At 74.1% G+C, this 21,646-nt stretch carries 2 protein-coding genes; both read left to right on the plus strand.

Annotated elements, in window-relative coordinates:
* The first annotated feature begins 63 nt into the window (after window positions 1-63).
* The gene (locus ABZ945_RS29150; protein WP_361275490.1) at window positions 64-14,340 is read left to right on the plus strand and encodes an amino acid adenylation domain-containing protein; all 14,277 of its coding nucleotides are present in this window, start codon (window positions 64-66) and stop codon (window positions 14,338-14,340) included.
* The gene (locus ABZ945_RS29155; RefSeq protein WP_361275492.1) at window positions 14,337-21,560 is read left to right on the plus strand and encodes an amino acid adenylation domain-containing protein; all 7,224 of its coding nucleotides are present in this window, start codon (window positions 14,337-14,339) and stop codon (window positions 21,558-21,560) included. Before ABZ945_RS29150 ends, ABZ945_RS29155 begins: the two co-directional genes overlap by 4 nt.
* The last annotated feature ends 86 nt before the right edge of the window (window positions 21,561-21,646 follow it).

Here is a 21,646-nt window from a genome sequence, read left to right on the forward strand (position 1 = left end):
CCGCCGGCTGCCCGTACGACACGCGTACGGGCGGCTCGCGTGCGAACACTGGAGCAACATCCCATGACCGAGCGTGCTTTGCGGCGACTGCCCCTGACCGGGGCGCAGACCGGTGTCTGGTACGGGCAGCGGCTCGCGCCCGACTCCCCGGTCTACAACGTCGGGCAGTACGTGGCGATCGACGGCCCGGTCGACGCGGACCTCTTCGAGGCGGCGCTGCGGCGCACCGTCGGCGAGGCCGAGGCGCTGACCGTCCGGTTCGAGGAGGACGAGGCAGGCGGGGTCTGGCAGCTCACGGCCGAAGGCCCGTACACCGGCGAGGTGCTGCGGGTCATCGACCAGCGCGCGGAGGCCGACCCCCAGGCGGCGGCGCTGGCCCTGATGCGGGCCGACATGGACCGCCCCAGCGATCCGGCGGCCGAGCCGCTGTTCGCCTTCGCACTGCACCGGGTCGGCGAGCACCGCACCCTGTGGTACCAGCGGGTGCATCACATCGCGCTGGACGCCTACGGCTTCTCGCTGCTGGCCCGCCGTACCGCCGAGGTCTACAGCGCGCTGGTATGCGGCGAGGAGCCGGCCGCGAGCCCCTTCGGGCCGCTGGCCGCCGTGGTCGAGGAGGAGCAGGAGTACGCGGCCACCGAGCGCTGCGCCCAGGACAAGGCGTACTGGGGCGAGCGGCTGGCCGACCGGCCCGAGCCGGAGCCGCTGGCCGGGGCGTCCTTCCCGGCCTCCGCCGCCTTCCTGCGCGACGGCGCCACCCTCTCCGCCGAGGCCACCGCCGGGCTGAACGCCATCGCCAAGGCCGCCAAGGCCAGCTGGGCCGATGTCAGCACCGCCGCCTTCGCCGCCTTCCTGCACCGCTCCACCGGCGCCCGGGACGTGCTGCTGTCCATGCCCGCCATGGCCCGGCTGGGCACCGCCGCGCTGCGGGTGCCGGCCATGGTGGTCAACGTGCTGCCGCTGCGGGTCACCGTCCGCCCGGACCACACCCTGGCCGAGCTGACCGCCCAGGTCGCCGCCGCCGTGCGGGACCTCCGCCGCCACCAGCGGTACCGCGCCGAGGACATCCGCCGCGACCTCGGCCTGGTCGGCCGGGAGCAGGGCCTGCTGGGCCCCATGGTGAACATCAAGGCCTTTGACAACGCCCTGGACTTCGCGGGCACCCCGGGCGCGGTGCACAACGTGGCCGCCGGCCCGGTGGACGACCTCACCCTGGCGCTGCACCACGACGCCGCCGAGAAGCGGATCCGCTTCGAACTGGACGCCAACCCGGCCGCGTACGGCACCGAGGCGCTGGCCGCCCGAACCGCCGAGTTCGCCCGCTTCCTGGACGAGGCCGCCACCGCCGGGCCCGAGGCCCCGGTGGGCCGCCCCGACCTGCTGGACGCCGACACCCGCCGCGCGCTGATCGAGGACACCAACGCCACCGCCCGCGCCATCCCGGCCGGCACCGTGGTGGACGCCTACCAGTCCCAGGTGGCCTGCCACCCCGAGGAGCCCGCGCTGATCAGCGGGGGCACCACCCTGAGCTATGCCGAACTGGACGCCCGGGCGAGCCGGCTGGCCCGGCTGCTGATCGCCCGCGGCGTCGGACCCGAGAACTTCGTCGGCCTCGCCCTGCCGCGCTCCGCCGACCTGGTGGTGGCACTGCTCGCGGTGCTCAAGGCGGGTGGCGCCTACCTTCCGCTGGACCTGGACTACCCGGCCGACCGGCTGGCGTACATGGTCGAGGACGCCCGCCCGGTCTGCGTGCTGACCACCCTGGCCTCGGCCGCCGACGCCCCGGACGCGGCCGGCACCGAGCGGATCGTGCTGGATGCCCCGGACACCCTGGCCGCCCTCGCCGAGCTGGACGCGGGCCCGCTGGAGCCCGCCGAGCGCCGCGCCCCCCTGCACGGCGCCCACCCGGCCTATGTCATCCACACCTCCGGCTCCACCGGCCGCCCCAAGGGCGTGGTCGTCCCGCACGCCGCGCTCGCCAACTTCCTGGCCATGCAGGCCGGCGAGCTGGCCATGGGGCCGCGCGACACCCTGATCGCCGTCACCACGATCTCCTTCGACATCGCCGCCCTGGAGCTGTACGTCCCGCTGGTCAGCGGCGCCACCGTGGTCCTCGCCGACCGGGACACCGTCCGCGACCCGGCCGCCCTGGCCGCACTGGTCGAACGCCACCGCCCGGCCGCCATGCAGGCCACCCCCTCGCTGTGGCACGCCCTGTTGGAGGACGGCGGCCCGGCCGCGCTCGCCGGGACCAAGGTCCTGGTCGGCGGTGAGGCGCTGCCCGCCGACCTGGCCGAGCGGCTGGCCCGCACCGCGAGATCCGCCACCAATGTCTACGGCCCCACCGAGGTCACCGTCTGGGCCACCTCCATGGTGCTCGCGTCCGACCACACCGGTACGCCCTCCATCGGCACCCCGTTCTGGAACACCCGCGCCTATGTCCTGGACGGCGCCCTGCGGCCCACCCCCTCGGGTCGCCCCGGTGAGCTCTACCTCGCCGGTGACCAGCTGGCCCGCGGCTATCTGGGCCGCCCCGCGCTGAGCGCCGAGCGCTTCGTCGCCGACCCCTACGGCCCGGCGGGCGCCCGGATGTACCGCACCGGCGACCTGGTGCGCCGGAGCCCGGACGGCTCCATCGACTTCCTGGGCCGCGCCGACGACCAGGTGAAGGTGCGCGGCTTCCGGATCGAGCTGGGTGAGATCGAGGCCGCTCTCGGCGCCCCGGAGGCGGTGGGCCGCGCGGTGGTGGTGGTCCGCGAGGACCTGCCCGGCACCCAGCATCTGGTCGGCTATGTGACGGCGGTGGCCGGGGCCGAGCCCCCGGACCCGGCCGCGCTGCGCGCCGTGGTGGCCGAGCGGCTGCCCGAGTACATGGTCCCCTCGGCGGTCGTGGTGCTGGACGCCTTCCCGCTGACCGCCAACGGCAAGGTGGACCGCCGGGCACTGCCCGCGCCCGACCTGGCCGCCCGCACCGGGACCGGCCGGGGCCCGCGCGGCGCCCGCGAGGAGATCCTGACCGGCATCCTCGCCGAGGTCCTGGGCCTCCCCTCGGTGGGCGTGGACGACGACTTCTTCGACCTGGGCGGGCACTCGCTGCTGGCCGCCAAGGTGATCGCCCGGGTGCGCACCGCGCTGGGCACCGAGTGCGGCATCCGGGACGTGTTCGAGGCCCGGACCGCCGCCGCGCTGGCCGCCCGGCTCGCCGGCCGCGCCTCCGCCGACCGCCCCGCCCTGGTGGCGGCCGGGACCCGACCCGACCGGCTCCCCCTGTCGTACGCGCAGGCCCGGCTCTGGTTCCTGCACCAGATGGAGGGCCCCAGCGCCACCTACAACATCCCCTTCGTCGCCCGCTTCGACGAGGCCCTGGACGCCGATGCCCTGGCGGCGGCGCTGGGCGATGTGCTCACCCGCCACGAGGCGCTGCGCACCGTCTTCGCCGAGGAGGGCGGCGAACCCTACCAGCGGGTGCTGTCCCCCGCCGGCGCCGAGGCGGCCGGCGCCCGGCTGCGCGTCCAGGAGACCCCGTACGAGAGCTTCGGCGCCGAAGCCGAGACGGCCCTCGGCCACCTCTTCGACCTGGCCGCCGAGGCCCCCATCCGGCTGACGCTCCTGCGCGACCCGGCGAGCGGCGCACACGCCCTGGTGGTGCTGCTGCACCACATCGCCAGCGACGAGTGGTCGATGGGCCCGTTCCTGCGCGATCTGGAGCTGGCCTACGCCGAGCGGCTGGCGGGCCGGACCCCCGCGTACCAGGATCTCCCCCTCCAGTACGCCGACTTCGCACTCTGGCAGCGCGCGCTGCCGTCCACCGTCACCGAGCGCCAGACCGACTTCTGGCGCGAGGCGCTGGCCGGGCTGCCGCAGGAGCTGCCGGTGCCCACCGACCGCCCGCGCCCGGCCGCGCCGAGCCACGACGGCGGTATGGTCCACCGCGAGCTGCCCGAGGAACTGGCCCGCGCCATACGGGGGTTGGCCCGGGAGAGCGGCACCAGTGTGTTCATGGTGGTGCACGCGGCGGTGGCCGCACTGCTGCACCGGCTGGGCGCGGGCGAGGACATCCCCCTCGGCACCCCGGTGGCCGGGCGCGGGGACACCGCGCTGGACGAGCTGGTCGGCTTCTTCGTCAACACCCTGGTGCTGCGCACCGATCTGACCGGCGACCCCAGCTTCACCGAACTGCTGGACCGGGTCCGCGCCACCGACCTGGCCGCCCTGGACCACGCCGACCTGCCGTTCGACACCGTGGTGGAGGCGGCGAACCCGGAGCGGTCGCTGACCCGGCACCCGCTGTTCCAGACCATGGTGGCGCACTCCACGGTCACCCAGGATGTGCGAGCGCTGTTCGGGCTGGCCTCGCGGAGTGACCGGATCGACCCGGGCACCACCAAGTTCGACCTGGACATCACCTTCTCCGACACCGCGCACGGCGACGGGCTGGACCTGGAGGTGTTCTACGCCTCCGACCTCTACGACCGGTCCACCGTGGACGCCCTCGCCGACCGGCTGCTGCGGCTGCTGGCCCAGGCGGTCGCCGCGCCCGAGCGGCCGCTGTCCGCGCTGGAGCTGCTCGACGGGCGCGAGCGGGAGCTGCTGGCCTCCTGGCAGGGCGGGGAGCGTGCGGAGCGGCCCGCCACCGTGGTGGAGCTGCTGGCCGAGCGGGCCGCCGCCACCCCGGACGCCACCGCCGTGGTCTTCGACGGCACCTCGTTGAGCTTCGCCGAGCTGGACGACCGGGTGGGCCGACTGGCCCGGCTGCTGGTCGCCGAGGGCGTCGGCGCGGACGCGGTGGTGGCCCTGGCGCTGCCCCGTTCCGCTGACTCCGTGGTCGCCGCGTTCGCCGTGCTGCGGGCCGGTGGCGCCTACCTCCCGCTGGACCTGGACCACCCGGCCGAGCGGCTGGAGTTCATGCTGACCGACGCCGCCCCGGTGGTGGTGCTCACCGCCGGTACGGCCACCGGCACCGTGCCGGTTCCGGCGGGTGTGACGGCCCTGGAGCTGGACACCCCGGCCACCGCCGAGCGACTGGCCGCTCTCGACACCGCCGAGGCCCCCGCGCTCCCCTCCCCCGCCCCGGCCGACCTCGCCTACGTCATCTACACCTCGGGCTCCACCGGCCGTCCCAAGGCCGTCGGTCTGCACCACGCGGGCCTGACCAACCTCTACCGCGACCACGAGCGCGAGCTGTACGTACCCGTCGCCGAGCGCCTGGGTCGTCGGGTGCGCGCGCTGCACACCGCCTCGTTCTCCTTCGACTCCTCCTGGGAGCAGCTGCTCTGGCTGGTCGCCGGGCATGAGCTGCATGTGCTGGACGAGTTCGGCCGCCGGGACGCCGACGCCGTGGTGGCGTACGTCCGGGAGCACCGGATCGACACCCTGGACGTCACCCCGTCCTACGGCCGCCAGCTGCTGGACGCCGGACTGCTGGAGCAGGGCCAGTGGCGGCTGCCGCTGTTCCTGCTCGGCGGCGAGGCGGTGCCGCCCGCGCTCTGGGAGGAGCTGCGCGGGTACGGGGACGTGGAGACCGTCAACTACTACGGGCCCACCGAGTTCACCGTGGACGCGCTGGTCGCCCGGGTGACCGACTGCGCCACCCCGGTCGTCGGCCGCCCGCTGGACAACAGCCGCGCCTACGTCCTGGACGCCCGGCTGCGCCCGGTGCCGCCCGGCGTCCCCGGTGAGCTGTACCTCGCGGGCGTGCAGAACGCCCGTGGCTACCTGGGCCGTTACTCCCTGACCTCCGAGCGGTTCGTGGCTGACCCGTTCGGCGCGCCCGGGGCCCGGATGTACCGCACCGGCGACCTGGCCCGCTGGCGGAGTGACGGTCTGCTGGAGTTCCTGGGCCGAAGTGACGACCAGGTCAAGATCCGTGGCTTCCGCGTCGAACTGGGCGAGATCGAGGCGGCGTTGGCCGAGCAGCCCGAGGTGGGCGCGGCGGCCGTGGTGGTCCGCGAGGACACCCCGGGCGTGCCCCGGCTGGTCGCCTACGCCACCGGCGCGATCTCCGGCGGTGCGGTTTCCGACGGCCTGGGCGCTGAACTGCGTCGCCGACTGGCCGCCGAACTGCCGGAGTACATGGTCCCGGCCGCCATCGTGATGCTGGACGTACTGCCGGTGAACGTCAACGGCAAGCTGGACCGGGCCGCACTCCCCGCGCCCGAGCCGGTCGCCGGGGACACCGGTTCCCGTCCGCCGCGTGGCGCGGCCGAGGAGCGGATGGCCGGCATCTTCCAGGAGGTGCTGGGGCTCGCCTCGGTCGGCGCGGAGGACGACTTCTTCCGGCTCGGCGGGCACTCGCTGCTGGCGACCAGGGTGGTCGCCCGGGTGCGCGCCACCGGTGCCGCCTGCTCGGTCCGCGATGTGTTCGAGGCCCGTACGGTTGCGGAGCTGGCGCTGCGGCTCGCCGAGCGGGCCGCCTCCGAGCGCCCGGCACTGGAGCGGGTAGCCCAGCGACCTGAGCGGCTGCCGCTGTCGTACGCCCAGCGGCGGCTGTGGTTCCTGCACCAGATGGAGGGCCCCAGCGCCACCTACAACATCCCGGTGGTGCTGCGGCTGCGCGGCGAGGTGGACCCGGTGGCGCTGGCCGCCGCCGTCAACGACGTGGCGGCCCGGCACGAGGCGCTGCGGACCGTGTTCGCGGAGGACGGCGGCGAGCCGTACCAGCGGATCGTCCCCGCCGCCGAGGCCCGCATCCCGTTCGCCGTGCGGCGGGCCGCCGAGTCCGACCGTCAGGTGCTGCTGGAGACGGCGGCCGCCGAGCCGTTCGACCTGGCGGCCGAGCTGCCGCTGCGGGTGACCCTGCTGAGCAACCCGGAGCGTGACGACCATCTGCTGCTGGTGCTGCTGCACCACATCGCCGGTGACGAGTGGTCCACCGGGCCGCTGCTCGCCGATCTGGACGCCGCCTACGCGGCCCGGCAGGCTGGCCAGACCGCTGAGCTGACCGAACTCCCGGTCCAGTACGCGGACTTCGCCATCTGGCAGCGTGAGCTGCTGGGCTCCACCGAGGACCCGGCGTCGCTGGCCGCCCGGCAGTCCGCCCACTGGCGGGCCGCGCTGGCCGGGCTGCCGGAGGAGCTGGCGCTGCCGTTCGACAAGCCGCGCCCCGCCGTGCCCAGCCACCAGGGCGACACCGTCACCATGGACCTCCCGGCCGAGCTGGTGGCCCGCCTGGACCGGCTGGCCTCCGATTCCGGCGCCACCATGTTCATGGTGGTCCACGCCGCCGTCGCGGCCCTGCTGCACCGGCTCGGCGCCGGGGACGACATCCCCCTCGGCTCCCCGGTGGCCGGACGCGGCGACGACTCCGCGCTGGACGAACTGGTCGGCTTCTTCGTCAACACCCTGGTGCTGCGCACCGATCTGACCGGCGACCCCAGCTTCGCCAAGCTGCTGGAGCGGGTGGCCGAGCACGATCTCGCCGCCCTGGACCACGCCGACCTGCCGTTCGAGGCGGTCGTGGAGTCGGTGAACCCCGAGCGCTCGCTCTCCCGTCACCCGCTCTTCCAGACGATGGTGGCCTACGAGGGCGGCGGCCCGGACCTGTCCCGGCTGCTGTTTACGGACGCCGAGGAGTACCCGTTGGGTGCCGGGGCGGCCAAGTTCGACCTGGAGATCCTTTTTCGGCGGGCATCAGACTCCACGATGACCTGTGGAGTGCGGTACGCCACCGACCTCTTCGAGCGGGCCGGCGCCGAGCGGCTGACCGCCCGGCTGGTGCGCCTGCTCGACCAGGTGACCGCCGCCCCCGAGCTGCCGCTGTCCTCGGTGGAGCTGCTGGAGGCCGAGGAGCGGGAGCAGGTGGTGGAGGGCTGGAACGCCACCGCGCGCGTTCTGGAGGGCCCGGTCACCCTGGCCGATCTGGTCGCGGCTGGTGCCAGGGATCCAAAGGCTCCCGCGCTGGTCTTCGAGAGCCGAGCGCTCTCCCGGGCCGAATTCGAGGAGCGGGTCAACCGCCTCGCCCGGCTGCTGATCGGGCGCGGGGTCGGACCCGAGTCCATCGTGGGCGTGGCGCTCCCCCGCTCGTACGAGCTGCTGATCGCCCTGCACGCCATCGTCCGCGCGGGCGGCGCCTACCTCCCGCTCGACCTGGGCCTGCCCACCGACCGCCTCACCTACATGATCGAGACGGCCCAGCCGGTCGTGACACTTACCGACACACTGTCGGCAAACACCGTCTCAGGTGTACTCATCGACTCCCCTGCCGTAGAAGAGGAGTTGGCCGGGCTGTCCGCCGAGCCGGTGACCGATGCAGACCGTCGGGCGCCGCTGCTCCCCCGCCACCCGGCCTACATCATCTTCACCTCGGGGTCGACCGGCCGCCCCAAGGGCGTCATGGTCGAACACGCCGCCATCGTCAACCGGTTGCAGTGGATGCAAGGGGCCTACGGCCTCATCGACGCCGATCGGGTGCTCCAGAAGACCCCGACCAGCTTCGACGTCTCCGTCTGGGAGCTGTTCTGGCCCCTCGCCCAGGGCGTCCCCCTGGTCATCGCCAAGCCGGACGGACACAAGGACCCCGAATACCTGGCGGACCTGATCCGCGAACAGGGCGTCTCCGTCTGTCACTTCGTTCCTTCCATGCTCGCCGCCTTCCTCGGCGAGGTCGAACTGACCACCGTCCCGTCGCTTCGACTGGTGGTATGCAGCGGCGAAGCCCTGCCGGGCGACCTGGTCACCCGCTTCCACGCCTCCGCGCGGAACTCCGGTGTGGCGCTGGAGAACCTGTACGGGCCAACCGAGGCGGCCGTCGATGTCACCGCCTGGTCGGCCACCCAGGCCGAGGGGGCCTCGGCGCCGATCGGCGCCCCGGTCTGGAACACCCGGGTCTACGTCCTGGACGAGCGACTGCGCCCCGTCCCGGTCGGAGTGCCGGGCGAGCTGTACCTCGCCGGTGTGCAGTTGGCACGCGGCTACACCGCCCGCCCCAGCCTCACCGCCGAGCGCTTCACCGCCGACCCCTACGGCTCACCCGGCGCCCGCATGTACCGCACCGGAGACCTCGCCCGCTGGCGCACCGACGGCACCCTCGACTACCTCGGCCGCACCGACGACCAGGTCAAGCTCCGAGGGTTCAGGATCGAACTCGGCGAGATCGAAGCCGTACTGGCCAACGCCCCCAGCGTCGCCCGCGCCATCGCCATCGTCCGCGAGGACAACCCGGGCGCCCAGCGCCTGGTGGCGTACGCGGTCCCGGCGGCCGGAGCAGCAGTGGACACGGCAGCACTCCGCGCCCTGGCGGTGGATCGGCTGCCCGAGTACATGGTCCCGGCGGCCTTCCTGGAGCTGGCCGAGGTACCCCTGTCCCCCAACGGCAAGCTGGACCGGCGTGCGCTGCCCGCGCCCCCGGAGGCGGTGAGCGGCCCGGCACGGGCGCCGCGTGACGCCCGTGAGGAGATCGTCGCCGGGATCTTCGGCGACATCCTGGGGCTGCCCGAGTCGGCCGGTGTGCTGGACGACTTCTTCGCGCTGGGCGGTCACTCGCTGCTGGCCACCCGTGCGGTGAGCCGAATCCGTACCGCCCTCGGGGTGGAGTGCGCGGTGCGCGACCTGTTCGAGGCGCGGACCGTGGAGGCCCTGGCGGCCCGGCTGGCCGAGCGGGCCACCGACAACCGGCTGGCTCTCACCCGCGCCGCCGCCCGCCCCGAGCCGCTGCCCCTGTCGGCCGCCCAGCGCAGGCTGTGGCTGCTGGACAGCGTGCGCGGCGCCGGGACGGCGTACAACGTGCCGTTGGCGGTACGGCTGCGCGGGGCGGTGGACGCGGCCGCGCTGAAGGCGGCGGTGGCCGATGTGGTGGCCCGGCACGAGGTGCTGCGCACGGTGTTCGGGGAGGTCGACGGGGAGCCGTTCCAGCGGATCGTCCCAGCCTCCGAGGCCCGGGTGCCCTTCGATCTTCGCCGCGTGTCGGCCACCCGACTGGCGGCCGAGGCGGTCGCCGCCGGCGGCCATGTCTTCGACCTGGCCCGGGACCTGCCGATCCGGGCGACGCTGCTGACCGCCGCCGAGGACGACCATGTCCTGGTCGTCCTGCTCCACCACATCGCGACTGACGAGTGGTCCACCGGGCCGCTCTTCGCCGACCTGGACACGGCCTACGCGGCCCGCACGGCGGGGCACGCGCCCGAGTGGGCGGAACTTCCGGTGCAGTACGCGGACTTCGCACTCTGGCAGCGTGATCTGCTGGGCCGTACCGAGGACCCGGAGTCGGTGGCAAGCCGGCAGTCCGCCTACTGGCGGAAGGCCCTGGCCGGGCTGCCCGAGGAGCTGGCGCTGCCGTTCGACAAGCCGCGTCCGGCGGTGCCCTCGCACGGCGGTGATGTGGTGCCGTTCACCGTGGCCCCTGAGACGAGTGAGGGCCTGGCGCGGATCGCCCGGGAGACCGGGGCGACCCTCTTCATGGTGGTGCACGCGGCGGTCGCCGCCCTGCTGCACCGGCTCGGCGCGGGCGAGGACATCCCCCTCGGCAGCCCGGCCTCCGGGCGCGAGGACGCCCAGGTCGACGGCCTGGTCGGGTTCTTCCTCAACACCCTGGTGCTGCGCGCCGACCTGTCCGGGGACCCGGCGTTCACCGAGCTGGTGGGCCGGGTGCGGGACACCGGACTGGCCGCGTTCTCGCACGCCGACCTCCCGCTGGAGGCAGTGGCCGAGGCGGTCGGGCAGACCCGGGCGCAGTCGCGGAACCCGCTGTTCCAGACGATGGTCACCTACCACTCCGTGGAGACCTCGGTGCGCGAGCTGTTCGGCGCCCCGGCCGAGGAGCTGGTCGTGGAGATCGGCGGCTCCAAGTTCGACCTGGAGTTCGCCTTCGGCCCGGACGGCACCCAGGCCAACGGGCTGGCCGGTGGACTCCGCTATGCCACCGACCTGTTCGAGCGGGCCGGTGCCGAGCGCTTGACCGCTCGGCTGGTCCGGCTGCTGGACGCGGTCGCCGCCGAGCCCGGTGCTCCACTCTCCCGTATCCCGGTGATGGACGCGGAGGAGCGGGACCGGGTGGTGGAGGGCTGGAACGCCACCGCCCGCCCGCTGGAGGGCCCGGCCACCCTGGCCGATCTGGTCGCGGCCGGTGCGCGCGACCTGTCCGCCCCCGCGCTGGTCTTCGAGGGCCAGGCCCTGTCCCGGGCCGAGTTCGAGGAGCGGGTCAACCGACTGGCCCGGCTGCTGATCGGGCGCGGAGTCGGACCCGAGTCGATCGTCGGCGTGGCACTGCCCCGCTCGTACGAGCTGCTGATCGCCCTGCATGCCATCGTCCGCGCGGGCGGCGCCTACCTCCCCCTCGACCTCGGCCTGCCCACCGACCGCCTCACCTACATGATCGAGACGGCCCAGCCGGTCGCGGTACTTACCGACACCGCGTCGGCAAACATCGTCCCGGGTGTCCTCATCGACTCCGCAGAAATCCGGCAGGAGTTGGCCGCGCTCAGCAGTGAGCCGATCACCGACGCGGACCGCCGGGCGCCCCTGCTCCCCCGCCACCCGGCCTACATCATCTTCACCTCGGGGTCGACCGGCCGCCCCAAGGGCGTCATGGTCGAACACGCCGCCATCGTCAACCGCCTGGAGTGGATGCAAGGCGCCTACGGCCTCACCGACGCCGACCGCGTCCTCCAGAAGACCCCGACCAGCTTCGACGTCTCCGTCTGGGAGCTGTTCTGGCCCCTCGCCCAAGGCGTCCCCCTGGTCATCGCCAAGCCCGACGGACACAAGGACCCCGAATACCTGGCCCACTTGATCCGCGAACAGCGGGTATCCGTCACCCACTTCGTCCCCTCCATGCTCGCCGCCTTCCTCGGCGAGGTCGAGCTGACCACCGTCCCCACCCTCCGACTGGTGGTGTGCAGCGGCGAGGCCCTGCCGGGTGATCTGGTCGCCCGCTTCCATGCCTCGGCCGGTGGACGTCCGGTGGCGCTGGAGAACCTCTACGGTCCGACCGAGGCGGCCGTCGATGTCACCGCCTGGTCGGCCACCCAGGCCGAAGGGGCTTCGGCACCGATCGGTGCCCCGGTCTGGAACACCCGGGTCTACGTCCTGGACGAGCGACTGCGCCCCGTCCCGGTCGGAGTGCCGGGCGAGCTGTACCTCGCCGGTGTGCAGTTGGCGCGGGGCTACACCGCCCGCCCGGGCCTGACCGCCGAGCGCTTCACCGCCGACCCCCACGGCGCACCCGGCGCCCGCATGTACCGCACCGGAGACCTCGCCCGCTGGCGCACCGACGGCACCCTCGACTACCTCGGCCGCACCGACGACCAGGTCAAACTCCGAGGGTTCAGGATCGAACTCGGCGAGATCGAAGCCGTACTGGCGAACGCGCCCGGGGTCGCCCGTGCCATCGTCATCGTCCGGGAGGACAACCCCGGGGTGAAGCGGCTGGTCGGCTATGCCGTACCGGAGGCGGGGGCCAGCGTGGACCCGGACGCACTCCGCGCCCTGGCTGCCGAGCATCTGCCGGAGTACATGGTCCCGGCGGCCGTGCTGGAGCTGGCCGAAGTGCCCCTGTCCCCCAACGGCAAGCTGGACCGGCGCGCACTGCCCGCGCCGGTGCCGGCCGCCAAGCCGACGGCGGCGCCGACCACCCGTACCGAGGAGGCACCGCAGCAGGGCTCCCCGGCCGAGGTGCTGGCCGGGCTGATGGCCGAGGTGCTGGGGCTGGAGGCCGTGGGCACCGAGGACAACTTCTTCGAGCTGGGCGGCGACTCGATCGTCTCCATCCGGTTCGTCAGCATGGCCCGCAAGCGGGGGCTGACGCTGACCGCGCGCCAGGTGTTCACCCACCCGACGCCCTCCCAGCTGGCCTCGGTCGCCGTGCCGGTGGCGGGCGCGGACCAGAAGAAGGACCGTCGTCCGGTGGACGAGGGCACCGGACCGCTGGTGCTGCCGCCGGTGGCGCAGTGGTTCGCCGGGCGCGGCGGTCCCTACCAGCGGTTCTGCCAGGCGCGGTTGGTCCGGCTGCCCGTGGGCGTAAAGCCCGAGCAGTTGGTGCCGGCGCTCCAGGCGGTGCTGGACCGGCACGACGGGCTCCGGCAGGTACTGACCGTGGCGCGGCCGGGCGTGTGGAGCGCCGAGGTGCGGCCGGTGGGCGCGATCAGCGCGGCCGCCGTCTTCCGGACGGTGGACGCGGCCGGGACCGACGGCGAGGCGCTGCGGGACCTGGTGGCGGCCGAGTCGGACCGGGCGGCCGGTGAGCTGGACCCGGCGGCGGGCGAGACCGTGCGCGCGGTGCTGTTCGACGCGGGCCCGGGTGAGCGGAGCCGGCTGCTGCTGGTGGCGCACCACCTGGTGGTGGACGAGGTGTCCTGGCAGATCCTGCTGCCGGACCTGCGGGCGGCCTGGGAGGCGGTGACGGCGGGCCGGACCCCGCAGTTGGAGCCGGTGCCGACCTCGTTGCGGAGCTGGACGGCCGGTCTGGTGACCGAGGCGCACAGCGCGCGGCGGCTGGCCGAGCTGGACCGCTGGCTGGAGGCGGTGCCGGACGGGCGGCTGCTGACGGACCGGGCGCTGGATCCCGTACGGGACACGGTGGCGACGGCCCGCCGGCTGACCGTGCGGCTGTCCGCCGAGCGGACCGGGCCGCTGCTGGAGACCGTGCCGCAGGCGGTGCACGGCACCGTCAACGACACCCTGCTGACCGCGCTGGTGCTCTCCGTCGGCGACTGGGCGGCCCGTTCGGGCCGGGGTTCGGCGGCGGACGGCTTCACGGTGGATGTGGAGGGCCACGGCCGGGAGCAGGACCTCGTCCCGGGCGCCGATCTGACCCGTACCGTCGGCTGGCTGACCTCGGTCTACCCGCTGCGGCTGGGCGCGCGTGCCTACGATCCGGCTGCTGTGCTGTCGGGGGCCGGGGACGCGGGGGCGGCGCTGAAGGAGGTCAAGGAGGTGCTGCGGTCCGTCGCGGACGGCGGCGTCGGCGCGGGGCTGCTGCGCCACCTCAACGCGGGCACGGCCAGGCTGTTCGACGCCGCCGGGGCGGCCCCCGAGGTGCTGTGGAACTACCTGGGCCGGCAGACGGCCAAGACGGCCTCCGACTGGGGTCCGGCGGCCGAGGCGGACGCCCTGGCCGTACGGCCGGATCCGGCGCAGCCGCTGTCGCACGCGTTGGAGATCAACGCGGAGGTGGAGAACGGCCCCGACGGGCCCGAGCTCACCGCGACCTTCCTCTGGGCGGGCGAGGCGCTGTCCCAGGACACGGTGAGCGAGCTCGCGGACGGCTGGCTGGCCGCCCTGGGCGCGCTGGCCGCGTGGGCGGACGGCGGGTCGACCGCCGGGCACACGCCCTCCGACCTCGACCTGCTCGATCTCGACCAGGACCAGATCACCATGCTCGAAGAAATGTGGAGGGCCCAGCAGTGACGCAGGCTCGTATCGAGGACATGCTGCCGCTGTCCCCCTTGCAGCAGGGCATGCTGTTCCATTCCGTCTACAACGGTTCGGACGGCGGTGGCGAGGGCGCCGCCGGGGACGCGGACGTCTACACCGTGCAGGTGTCGGTGGCGCTGACCGGGCCGGTGGACGCGGACCGGCTGGAGCGGGCGGCGGGCGCGCTGCTGCGCCGCCACCCCAACCTCCGGGCCGGGTTCTGGCACGAGGGGGTGCCGCAGCCGGTGCAGTTCGTGCCGGCCGAGGTGACCGTCGCGGTGGAGCGGGTGGATCTGGCCGGGTCCTCCGTGCCGGTGGCGGAGGCGCTGCGGGAGGTCGAGCGGGGTGAGCTGGCGCGCCGGTTCGCGCTGCACCGCCCGCCGCTGCTGCGGCTGGTGCTGGTACGCCTGGGGGATGGTGACCACCGGCTGGTGGTGACCGTGCACCACATCCTGGTGGACGGCTGGTCGATGCCGCTGCTGGTGGGCGATCTGCTGGCGCTGTACGGGAGTGACGGCGACGCCGCGGGGCTGCCGCCCGTCCGGCCCTACAAGGACTATCTGAAGTGGCTGAAGGCGCAGGACAAGCCGGCCGCCGAGGCGGCCTGGCGTGCGGCGCTGGCCGGGGTGGAGGAGCCGACGCTGGTCGCGCCCGCCGATCCGGCGCGCCGCCCGGTGCGGCCGGGTGTGCACGATCTGGAGCTGTCGGCGGAGGCGACCGCCCGGCTGACGGCGGCCGCCCGGCGCCTCGGCACCACGCCGAGCACGCTGATCCAGTGCGCCTGGGGTCTGGTGGCCGGTGCGCTGACCGGCCGCCAGGACGTGGTGTTCGGGCTGACCGTGTCGGGCCGCCCGGAGGAGATACCGGGCGTCGAGTCGATGCTCGGGCTGTTCATCACCACCGTGCCGGTGCGGATCGGGCTGCGGCCCGCCGAGAGTGTGGAGGGGCTGCTGCGGCGGTTCCGGGACGAGCAGAACGCGCTGCTGGCCCACCACCATCTGGGGCTGCGGCTGATCCAGAAGCAGGCGGGCGGCGGTGAGCTGTTCGACACCCTGGTGGTCATCGAGAACTATCCCGTGGACCCGGACGCCAAGCCGGAGGTGGTGGACGGGCTGCGGGTGGCCGGGATCGAGGCCCGGGACGCCACCCACTATCCGCTCACTCTGGCGGTGGCGCTGGAGGAGCGGGCGCTGCTGCGGCTGGAGTACCGGCCGGACCTGTTCGACGCCCGCCGGGCCGGGCTGGTCGCGGACCGGCTCGCCTCGGTGCTGGAGCAGATCACCGGGGACGCCTCGGTGGCGGTGGGCGCGCTGGAGCTGCTGGCGCCGGCCGAGCGGGAGCGGGTGGCCGGGCACTGGCCGGGGACGGTGCGGGATGTGCCGGGCGGCACGGTCGCGGACCGGTTCGCCGAGCGTGCGGCGGCCACCCCGGACGCGGTCGCGGTGGTCTCCGGCGGCGCCGAGCTGACCTTCGCCGAGCTGGACGAGCGGGCCGGGCGGCTGGCGGCGCTGCTGGCCGGGCGCGGGGTCGGCCCGGAGTCGGTGGTGGCGCTGGCGGTGGAGCGCTCGGCCGCCTCGGTGGTGGCGATCCTCGCCGTGCTGAGGGCCGGTGGCGCCTATCTGCCGCTGGACCTGGACTACCCGGCGGACCGGCTGGGCTACATGCTGGCCGACGCCGCCCCGGTGTGTGTGCTGACCACCGAGCGGGCGGCGGCCCTGCTGCCCTCGTCGGGCGGCCCGGAGCGGATCGTGCTGGACGCGGCCGGGACGGTCGCCGAACTGGCGGCGCTGGAGCCGCTGTCGGCGCCGGTGGAGGTGGCGGCCGAGCACCCCTCGTATGTCATCTACACCTCCGGCTCCACCGGGCGGCCCAAGGGCGTGGTGCTCACCCACGGCGGTCTGTCCAATCTGTACGCCAACCACATCGACGAGGTCTTCGGCCCGGTGCTGGGCGCCAACGGCGGCCGTACCCTGCGGGCTCTGCACACCGCCTCGTTCAGCTTCGACACCTCCTGGGAGCAGCTGTTCTGGCTGGTCGCCGGGCATGAGCTGCATGTGCTGGACGAGGTGGAGCGGCGGGACGCGGAGTTCACCGTCGGCTATGTCCGCGACCGGCGGATCGACGCCATGGACGTCACCCCGACCTACGCCCGGCAGCTGGTCGACTGGGGGCTGCTGGACGGCGCCCACCACCGTCCGGCGCTGCTGCTGCTCGGTGGCGAGGCGGTGCCGGAGGCGCTGTGGTCCGAGGTGCGGGCGGCGACCGGGGTGATGTCGGTCAACCTGTACGGGCCGACCGAGTACACCGTGGACGCGCTCGCCGCCGACCTGGCGGTCAGCGGGACCCCGATCGTGGGCCGTCCGATCGGCAACACCCGTGCGTACGTCCTGGACTCGGCGCTGCGGCCGGTGCCGGAGGGCACCGTCGGCGAGCTGTATCTGTCCGGGCACGGCACCGCGCGCGGCTATCTGGGCCGGTTCGCGCTGACCGCCGAGCGGTTCGTGGCCGACCCCTACGGTCCGGCCGGGGCCCGGATGTACCGGACCGGCGACCTGGTGCGGCTGCGCGCCGACGGGGAGCTGGAGTACCTGGGCCGGGTGGACGACCAGGTGAAGATCCGGGGCTTCCGGATCGAGCTGGGCGAGGTCGAGTCGGCGCTCGCCGCACTGGACGGGGTCGCCTCGGCGGCGGTGCTGGTCCGCGAGGACACCCCGGGCGTCAAGCGGCTGGTCGGATATGTCACCGGGTCCGCCGACCCCGCCGCGGCCCGGGAGACGCTGGCCGGCTCGCTGCCGGACTACATGGTCCCGGCCGCCATCGTGGTCCTGGACGCGCTGCCGCAGACCGTCAACGGCAAGCTGGACCGGGCCGCGCTGCCCGCGCCGGTGCTGGCCGGGTCCACCGCCTCCCGGGCCCCCAAGGACGGCCGCGAGGAGACCCTGGTCAAGGTGTTCGCCGAGGTGCTGGGGCTGGCGGCGGCGGGGGTGGAGGACGACTTCTTCGCCCTGGGCGGCGACAGCATCGTCTCCATCCAGCTGGTCACCCGGGCCCGCAAGGAGGGCCTGGTCCTCACCCCGCGCGATGTGTTCGAGCAGCGCACCCCGGCCGGTCTGGCCGCCGCCGCCCGCACCGCGCCCGCCCCGGGTGCCGCGCCCGCCAAGTCGGCCGACCGGCCGCTGGTGGAGCTGGACGAGGCGGGCCGCGCGATCCTGGACCGGGTGTTCCCGGCCGCCGCCGAGGTGCTGCCGCTGGCGCCGCTCCAGGAGGGGCTGTACTTCCACGCGGTCTACGACGACCAGGCGCTGGACGTCTACCTGATGCAGAACTTCGTGGAGCTGCGGCACGCCGTGGACACGAACGCCCTGCGGGCCGCGTTCGACGCGATGCTGCGCCGCCACCCCAACCTCCGCTCGGCCTTCTGGCACGAGGGGCTGCCGGGGCCGGTGCAGGTGGTGCCCACCGAGTGGACGCTGCCGTTCGAGGTGCGCGACCTGACCCACCTGGACGAGGCCGGACAGCAGGCGGCCCAGCGGGAGTTCTCGCTGACCGACGCGGAGACCCGGTTCGATCTGGCGGCGCCGCCGCTGATGCGGGTCACCCTGCTGAAGTTCGCCGAGGACCGCTGGATGCTCTGTGTGACCCAGCACCACATCCTCACCGACGGCTGGTCGGAGTCGCTGTTCTTCGAGGAGCTGTTCCAGCTGTACGGGCGGGGCGGCGAGCTGGAGGGCATGCCTCCGGTCACCCCGTACCGGGAGTATCTGCGCTGGCTGGCCGACGGGGACACGGACGCGGCGCTGGAGGCCTGGCGGACCCATCTGTCCGGGCTCGACCAGGCGACCCTGGTGGCGCCGGCCGATCCGACCCGCCGGCCGGTGACCGCCGAGGTGGTGGACCTGGCGCTGGGCGAGGAGTTGAGCGACCGGCTGCGGGCGTTCGCCCGGGGCTCGGGCGTCACCCTCAACACGGTGCTGTCGGCGGCCTGGGCGCTGTCGCTGTCCGGGATGACCGGCCGGGACGACGTGGTGTTCGGCGCCACCGTCTCCGGGCGCCCGGCGGACGTCCCCGGTGTGGACCATATGATCGGCATGTTCATGAACACCCTGCCGTTCCGGGTCGCGCTGCGCCCCGGGGAAAGCCTGCGTGAGCTGCTGGTCCGGATGCAGGCGGAGCACGCCGAGCTGCTGCCGCACCACTATCTGGGCCTGGGCCGCATCCAGCAGACCAGCGGTATCGGGACCCTCTTCGACACGCTGTACGTCTTCCGCAACACCCCGCTGGACGACGCGGCCCGCGAGGAGGCCGTGGCCAAGCACCAGATCGGCTGGACGCACAGTGTGGACGGCACCCACTACCCGCTGACTCTGGCGGTCACCCCGGGTGCCTCGCTGGAACTGAGCCTGGCCTACCGGCCGGACCTCTACGACCGCGAGACGGCCGAGACGCTGGCCGGGCGGCTGGGGCGGCTGGTGGAGCAGTTCGCCGAGGGCGGTTCGCTGCCGGTCGGGCGGCTGGCCACGCTGGCGGAGGCCGAGCGGGACGCGCTGCTCGCACTGGGCGACGACTTCGGGCACGAGGTGCCGGATGTGCCCCTGGTGGACCTGTTCGTCCGCCAGGCGGAGACCACCCCGGACGCCACCGCGCTGGTCTTCGAGGACGAGCACCTGAGCTACGCGGAGCTGGACGCCCGCTCCTCGCGGCTGGCCCGGGCGCTGATCGCGCGCGGCGCGGGCCCGGAGCGGACGGTGGCCCTGGGCCTGCCGCGCTCGGCGCACTTCGTGGTGGCGCTGTTCGCGGTGCTGAAGACCGGCGCCGCCTACCTGCCGCTGGACCTGGAGAACCCGGTGGACCGGCTGGCCATGATGGTGGAGGACGCCGCGCCGCTGTGCCTGCTCTCCACCACCTCGGTGGCCGACCGGGTGCCCAGCGTGGACGGGGTCCCGCCGCTGGTGCTGGACGCCCCGGAGACGGTCGCCGAGCTGGCCGCGCTGGACGGCGGTGCGGTCACCGACGCCGAGCGGACGGCCGAGCGGGACGGGCGCCACCCGGCGTATCTGATCTACACCTCCGGTTCCACCGGGCGCCCCAAGGGCGTGGTGGTGCCGTACTCCGGCCTGGTCAACATGCTCTACAACCACCGGGAGCGGATCTTCGACCCGGCGGTGAAGCTGGCCGGCGGGCGCCGGATGCGGGTGGCGCACACGGTGTCGTTCGCCTTCGACATGTCCTGGGAGGAGTTCTTCTGGCTGGTCGACGGGCATGAGGTGCATGTCATCGGCGAGCAGCTGCGGCTGGACCCGGCGGCGCTCACCGCGCACTACGACCGGGTCGGCATCGACGTGGTCAATGTGACCCCCTCGTACGGGCAGCAGCTCATCGACGCCGGGCTGCTGGACGCCGACCGGCACCGGCCCACCCTGGTGCTGCTGGGCGGTGAGGCGGTGCCCGACTCGATGTGGGCGCTGCTGAAGGCCACCGAGGGCACCATGGGCTACAACCTCTACGGGCCGACCGAGTACACCATCAACGCGCTCGGCGCCGATGTGGACGAGAGTGTGTCGTCCTGTGTGGGCCGCCCCATCTACCAGACCCGCGCCTATGTGCTGGACTCCGGGCTGCGCCCGGTGCCGCACGGGGTGCCGGGCGAGCTGTATCTGGCGGGCGCGGGGCTGGCCCGGGGCTACCACGACCGGCCGGCGCTGACCGCCGAGCGGTTCGTCGCCGACCCGTTCGGCGCGCCGGGCACCCTGATGTACCGCACCGGGGACCTGGTGCGCTGGCGGGCCGACGGGCAGATCGACTACCTGGGCCGGGCCGACCACCAGGTGAAGATCCGCGGCTTCCGGATCGAGCTGGGCGAGATCGAGTCCGCGCTCGCCGACGCCCCCGGGGTGGCGGCCGCCACGGTGGCCGTGCACACCTCCCCCAACGGGGTGAAGCGGCTGGCCGCCTACACGGTCGCCGCCTCCGGGGCGGACGGATCGGCGGTGGACCCGGTGGGGCTGCGCGAGCGGCTGACCGGGCTGCTGCCGGAGTTCATGGTGCCGTCCTCGTTCACCGCGCTGGACGCGCTGCCGCTGACCGTCAACGGCAAGGTGGACCGGGCCGCGCTGCCCGCGCCCGCCTTCGAGGAGGCCGGCGGCGGCCGGGCGCCCAAGGACGCCCGGGAGACCCTGCTCTGCTCGATCTTCGCCGAGGTGCTGGGTCTTGACCGGGTCGGTGTGGAGGACAACTTCTTCGACCTGGGCGGCCATTCGCTGCTCGCCATGCGGCTGGTCGGCCGGATCCGGGACGAACTGGGCGTACCGGTGCAGGTCGGTACGGTGATGTCGGCGCCGACGGTCGCCGGGGTGGCGGCCCGGATCGGCACCGACGCCCGGGAGGGCGCGCTGCGGGTGCTGCTGCCGCTGCGCGAGAAGGGCGCCAAGGCCCCGCTGTTCTGCTTCCACCCGGCCTCCGGCTTCGCCTGGCAGTACACCGGTCTGCTGCGCCATCTGGACGCGGACCGGCCGGTGTACGGGGTGCAGTCGCCGGGCCTCGCGGGCGAACTCCCGGACGTGGCGGACGTGGCGGAGCTGGCCGAGCGGTACCTCGCGGAGATCCGCGCGGTGCAGCCGGAGGGCCCGTACCACTTCGCCGGCTACTCCTTCGGCGGGACGGTGGCCCACACGCTGACCGCGCTGCTCCAGGAGCGCGGCGAGGAGGTGGCGTTCCTGGCGCTGCTGGACGCCTATCCGCCGGAGCGGGACGACTGGTCCTATCTGGACGGCCCGGACTGGCGGGAGCGGCTGGAGCGCGAGGAGAGCGGCTTCCTGCTCTCGGTCGCCGGACTGGGCGGCGAACCCTCCGGTGCGGAGGGCCCCCGGGACGCGGTCTCCCGGGAGGAGGCGGTGGCCGCCATCCGGGACAGCCAGGGCCTGCTGGCCGGGTTCGACGAGGAGCTGCTGGGCGCCATCGTGGACACCAACGTCCACTGCGTACGACTGCTGTCGCGCTCCACCACCCGGCACACCACCGGTGATGTGCTGTTCTTCACCGCGGCCCGCAGCACGGCCGCCGAGGACGCCCCGGCGAAGGTCTGGCCGGAGTTCGTCTCCGGGGCGCTGGAGGAGCACGTACTGGACTGCTCGCACGACGAGTTGATGGCACCGGCCGCGCTGGACCGGATCGGCCCGGCGCTGGACGCCGCGCTGCGGTCGGCCGCCCAGGGCTGACCGGCGGTGTACTGCCGCGGTGCGCCGGGGACTCCCCCGGCACTGGGTCAGCCCGGAGCAGTCGTAGGCGTTGGGGCCTTCCTCGC

The organism is Streptomyces sp. NPDC046887 (assembly GCF_040644755.1).
Classification (GTDB): domain Bacteria; phylum Actinomycetota; class Actinomycetes; order Streptomycetales; family Streptomycetaceae; genus Streptomyces; species Streptomyces lichenis.

Coding starts and splice junctions, on each gene's coding strand:
- ABZ945_RS29150 (WP_361275490.1), top strand. CDS start 64: ATGACCGAGCGTGCTTTGCGGCGACTGCCCCTGACCGGGGCGCAGACC.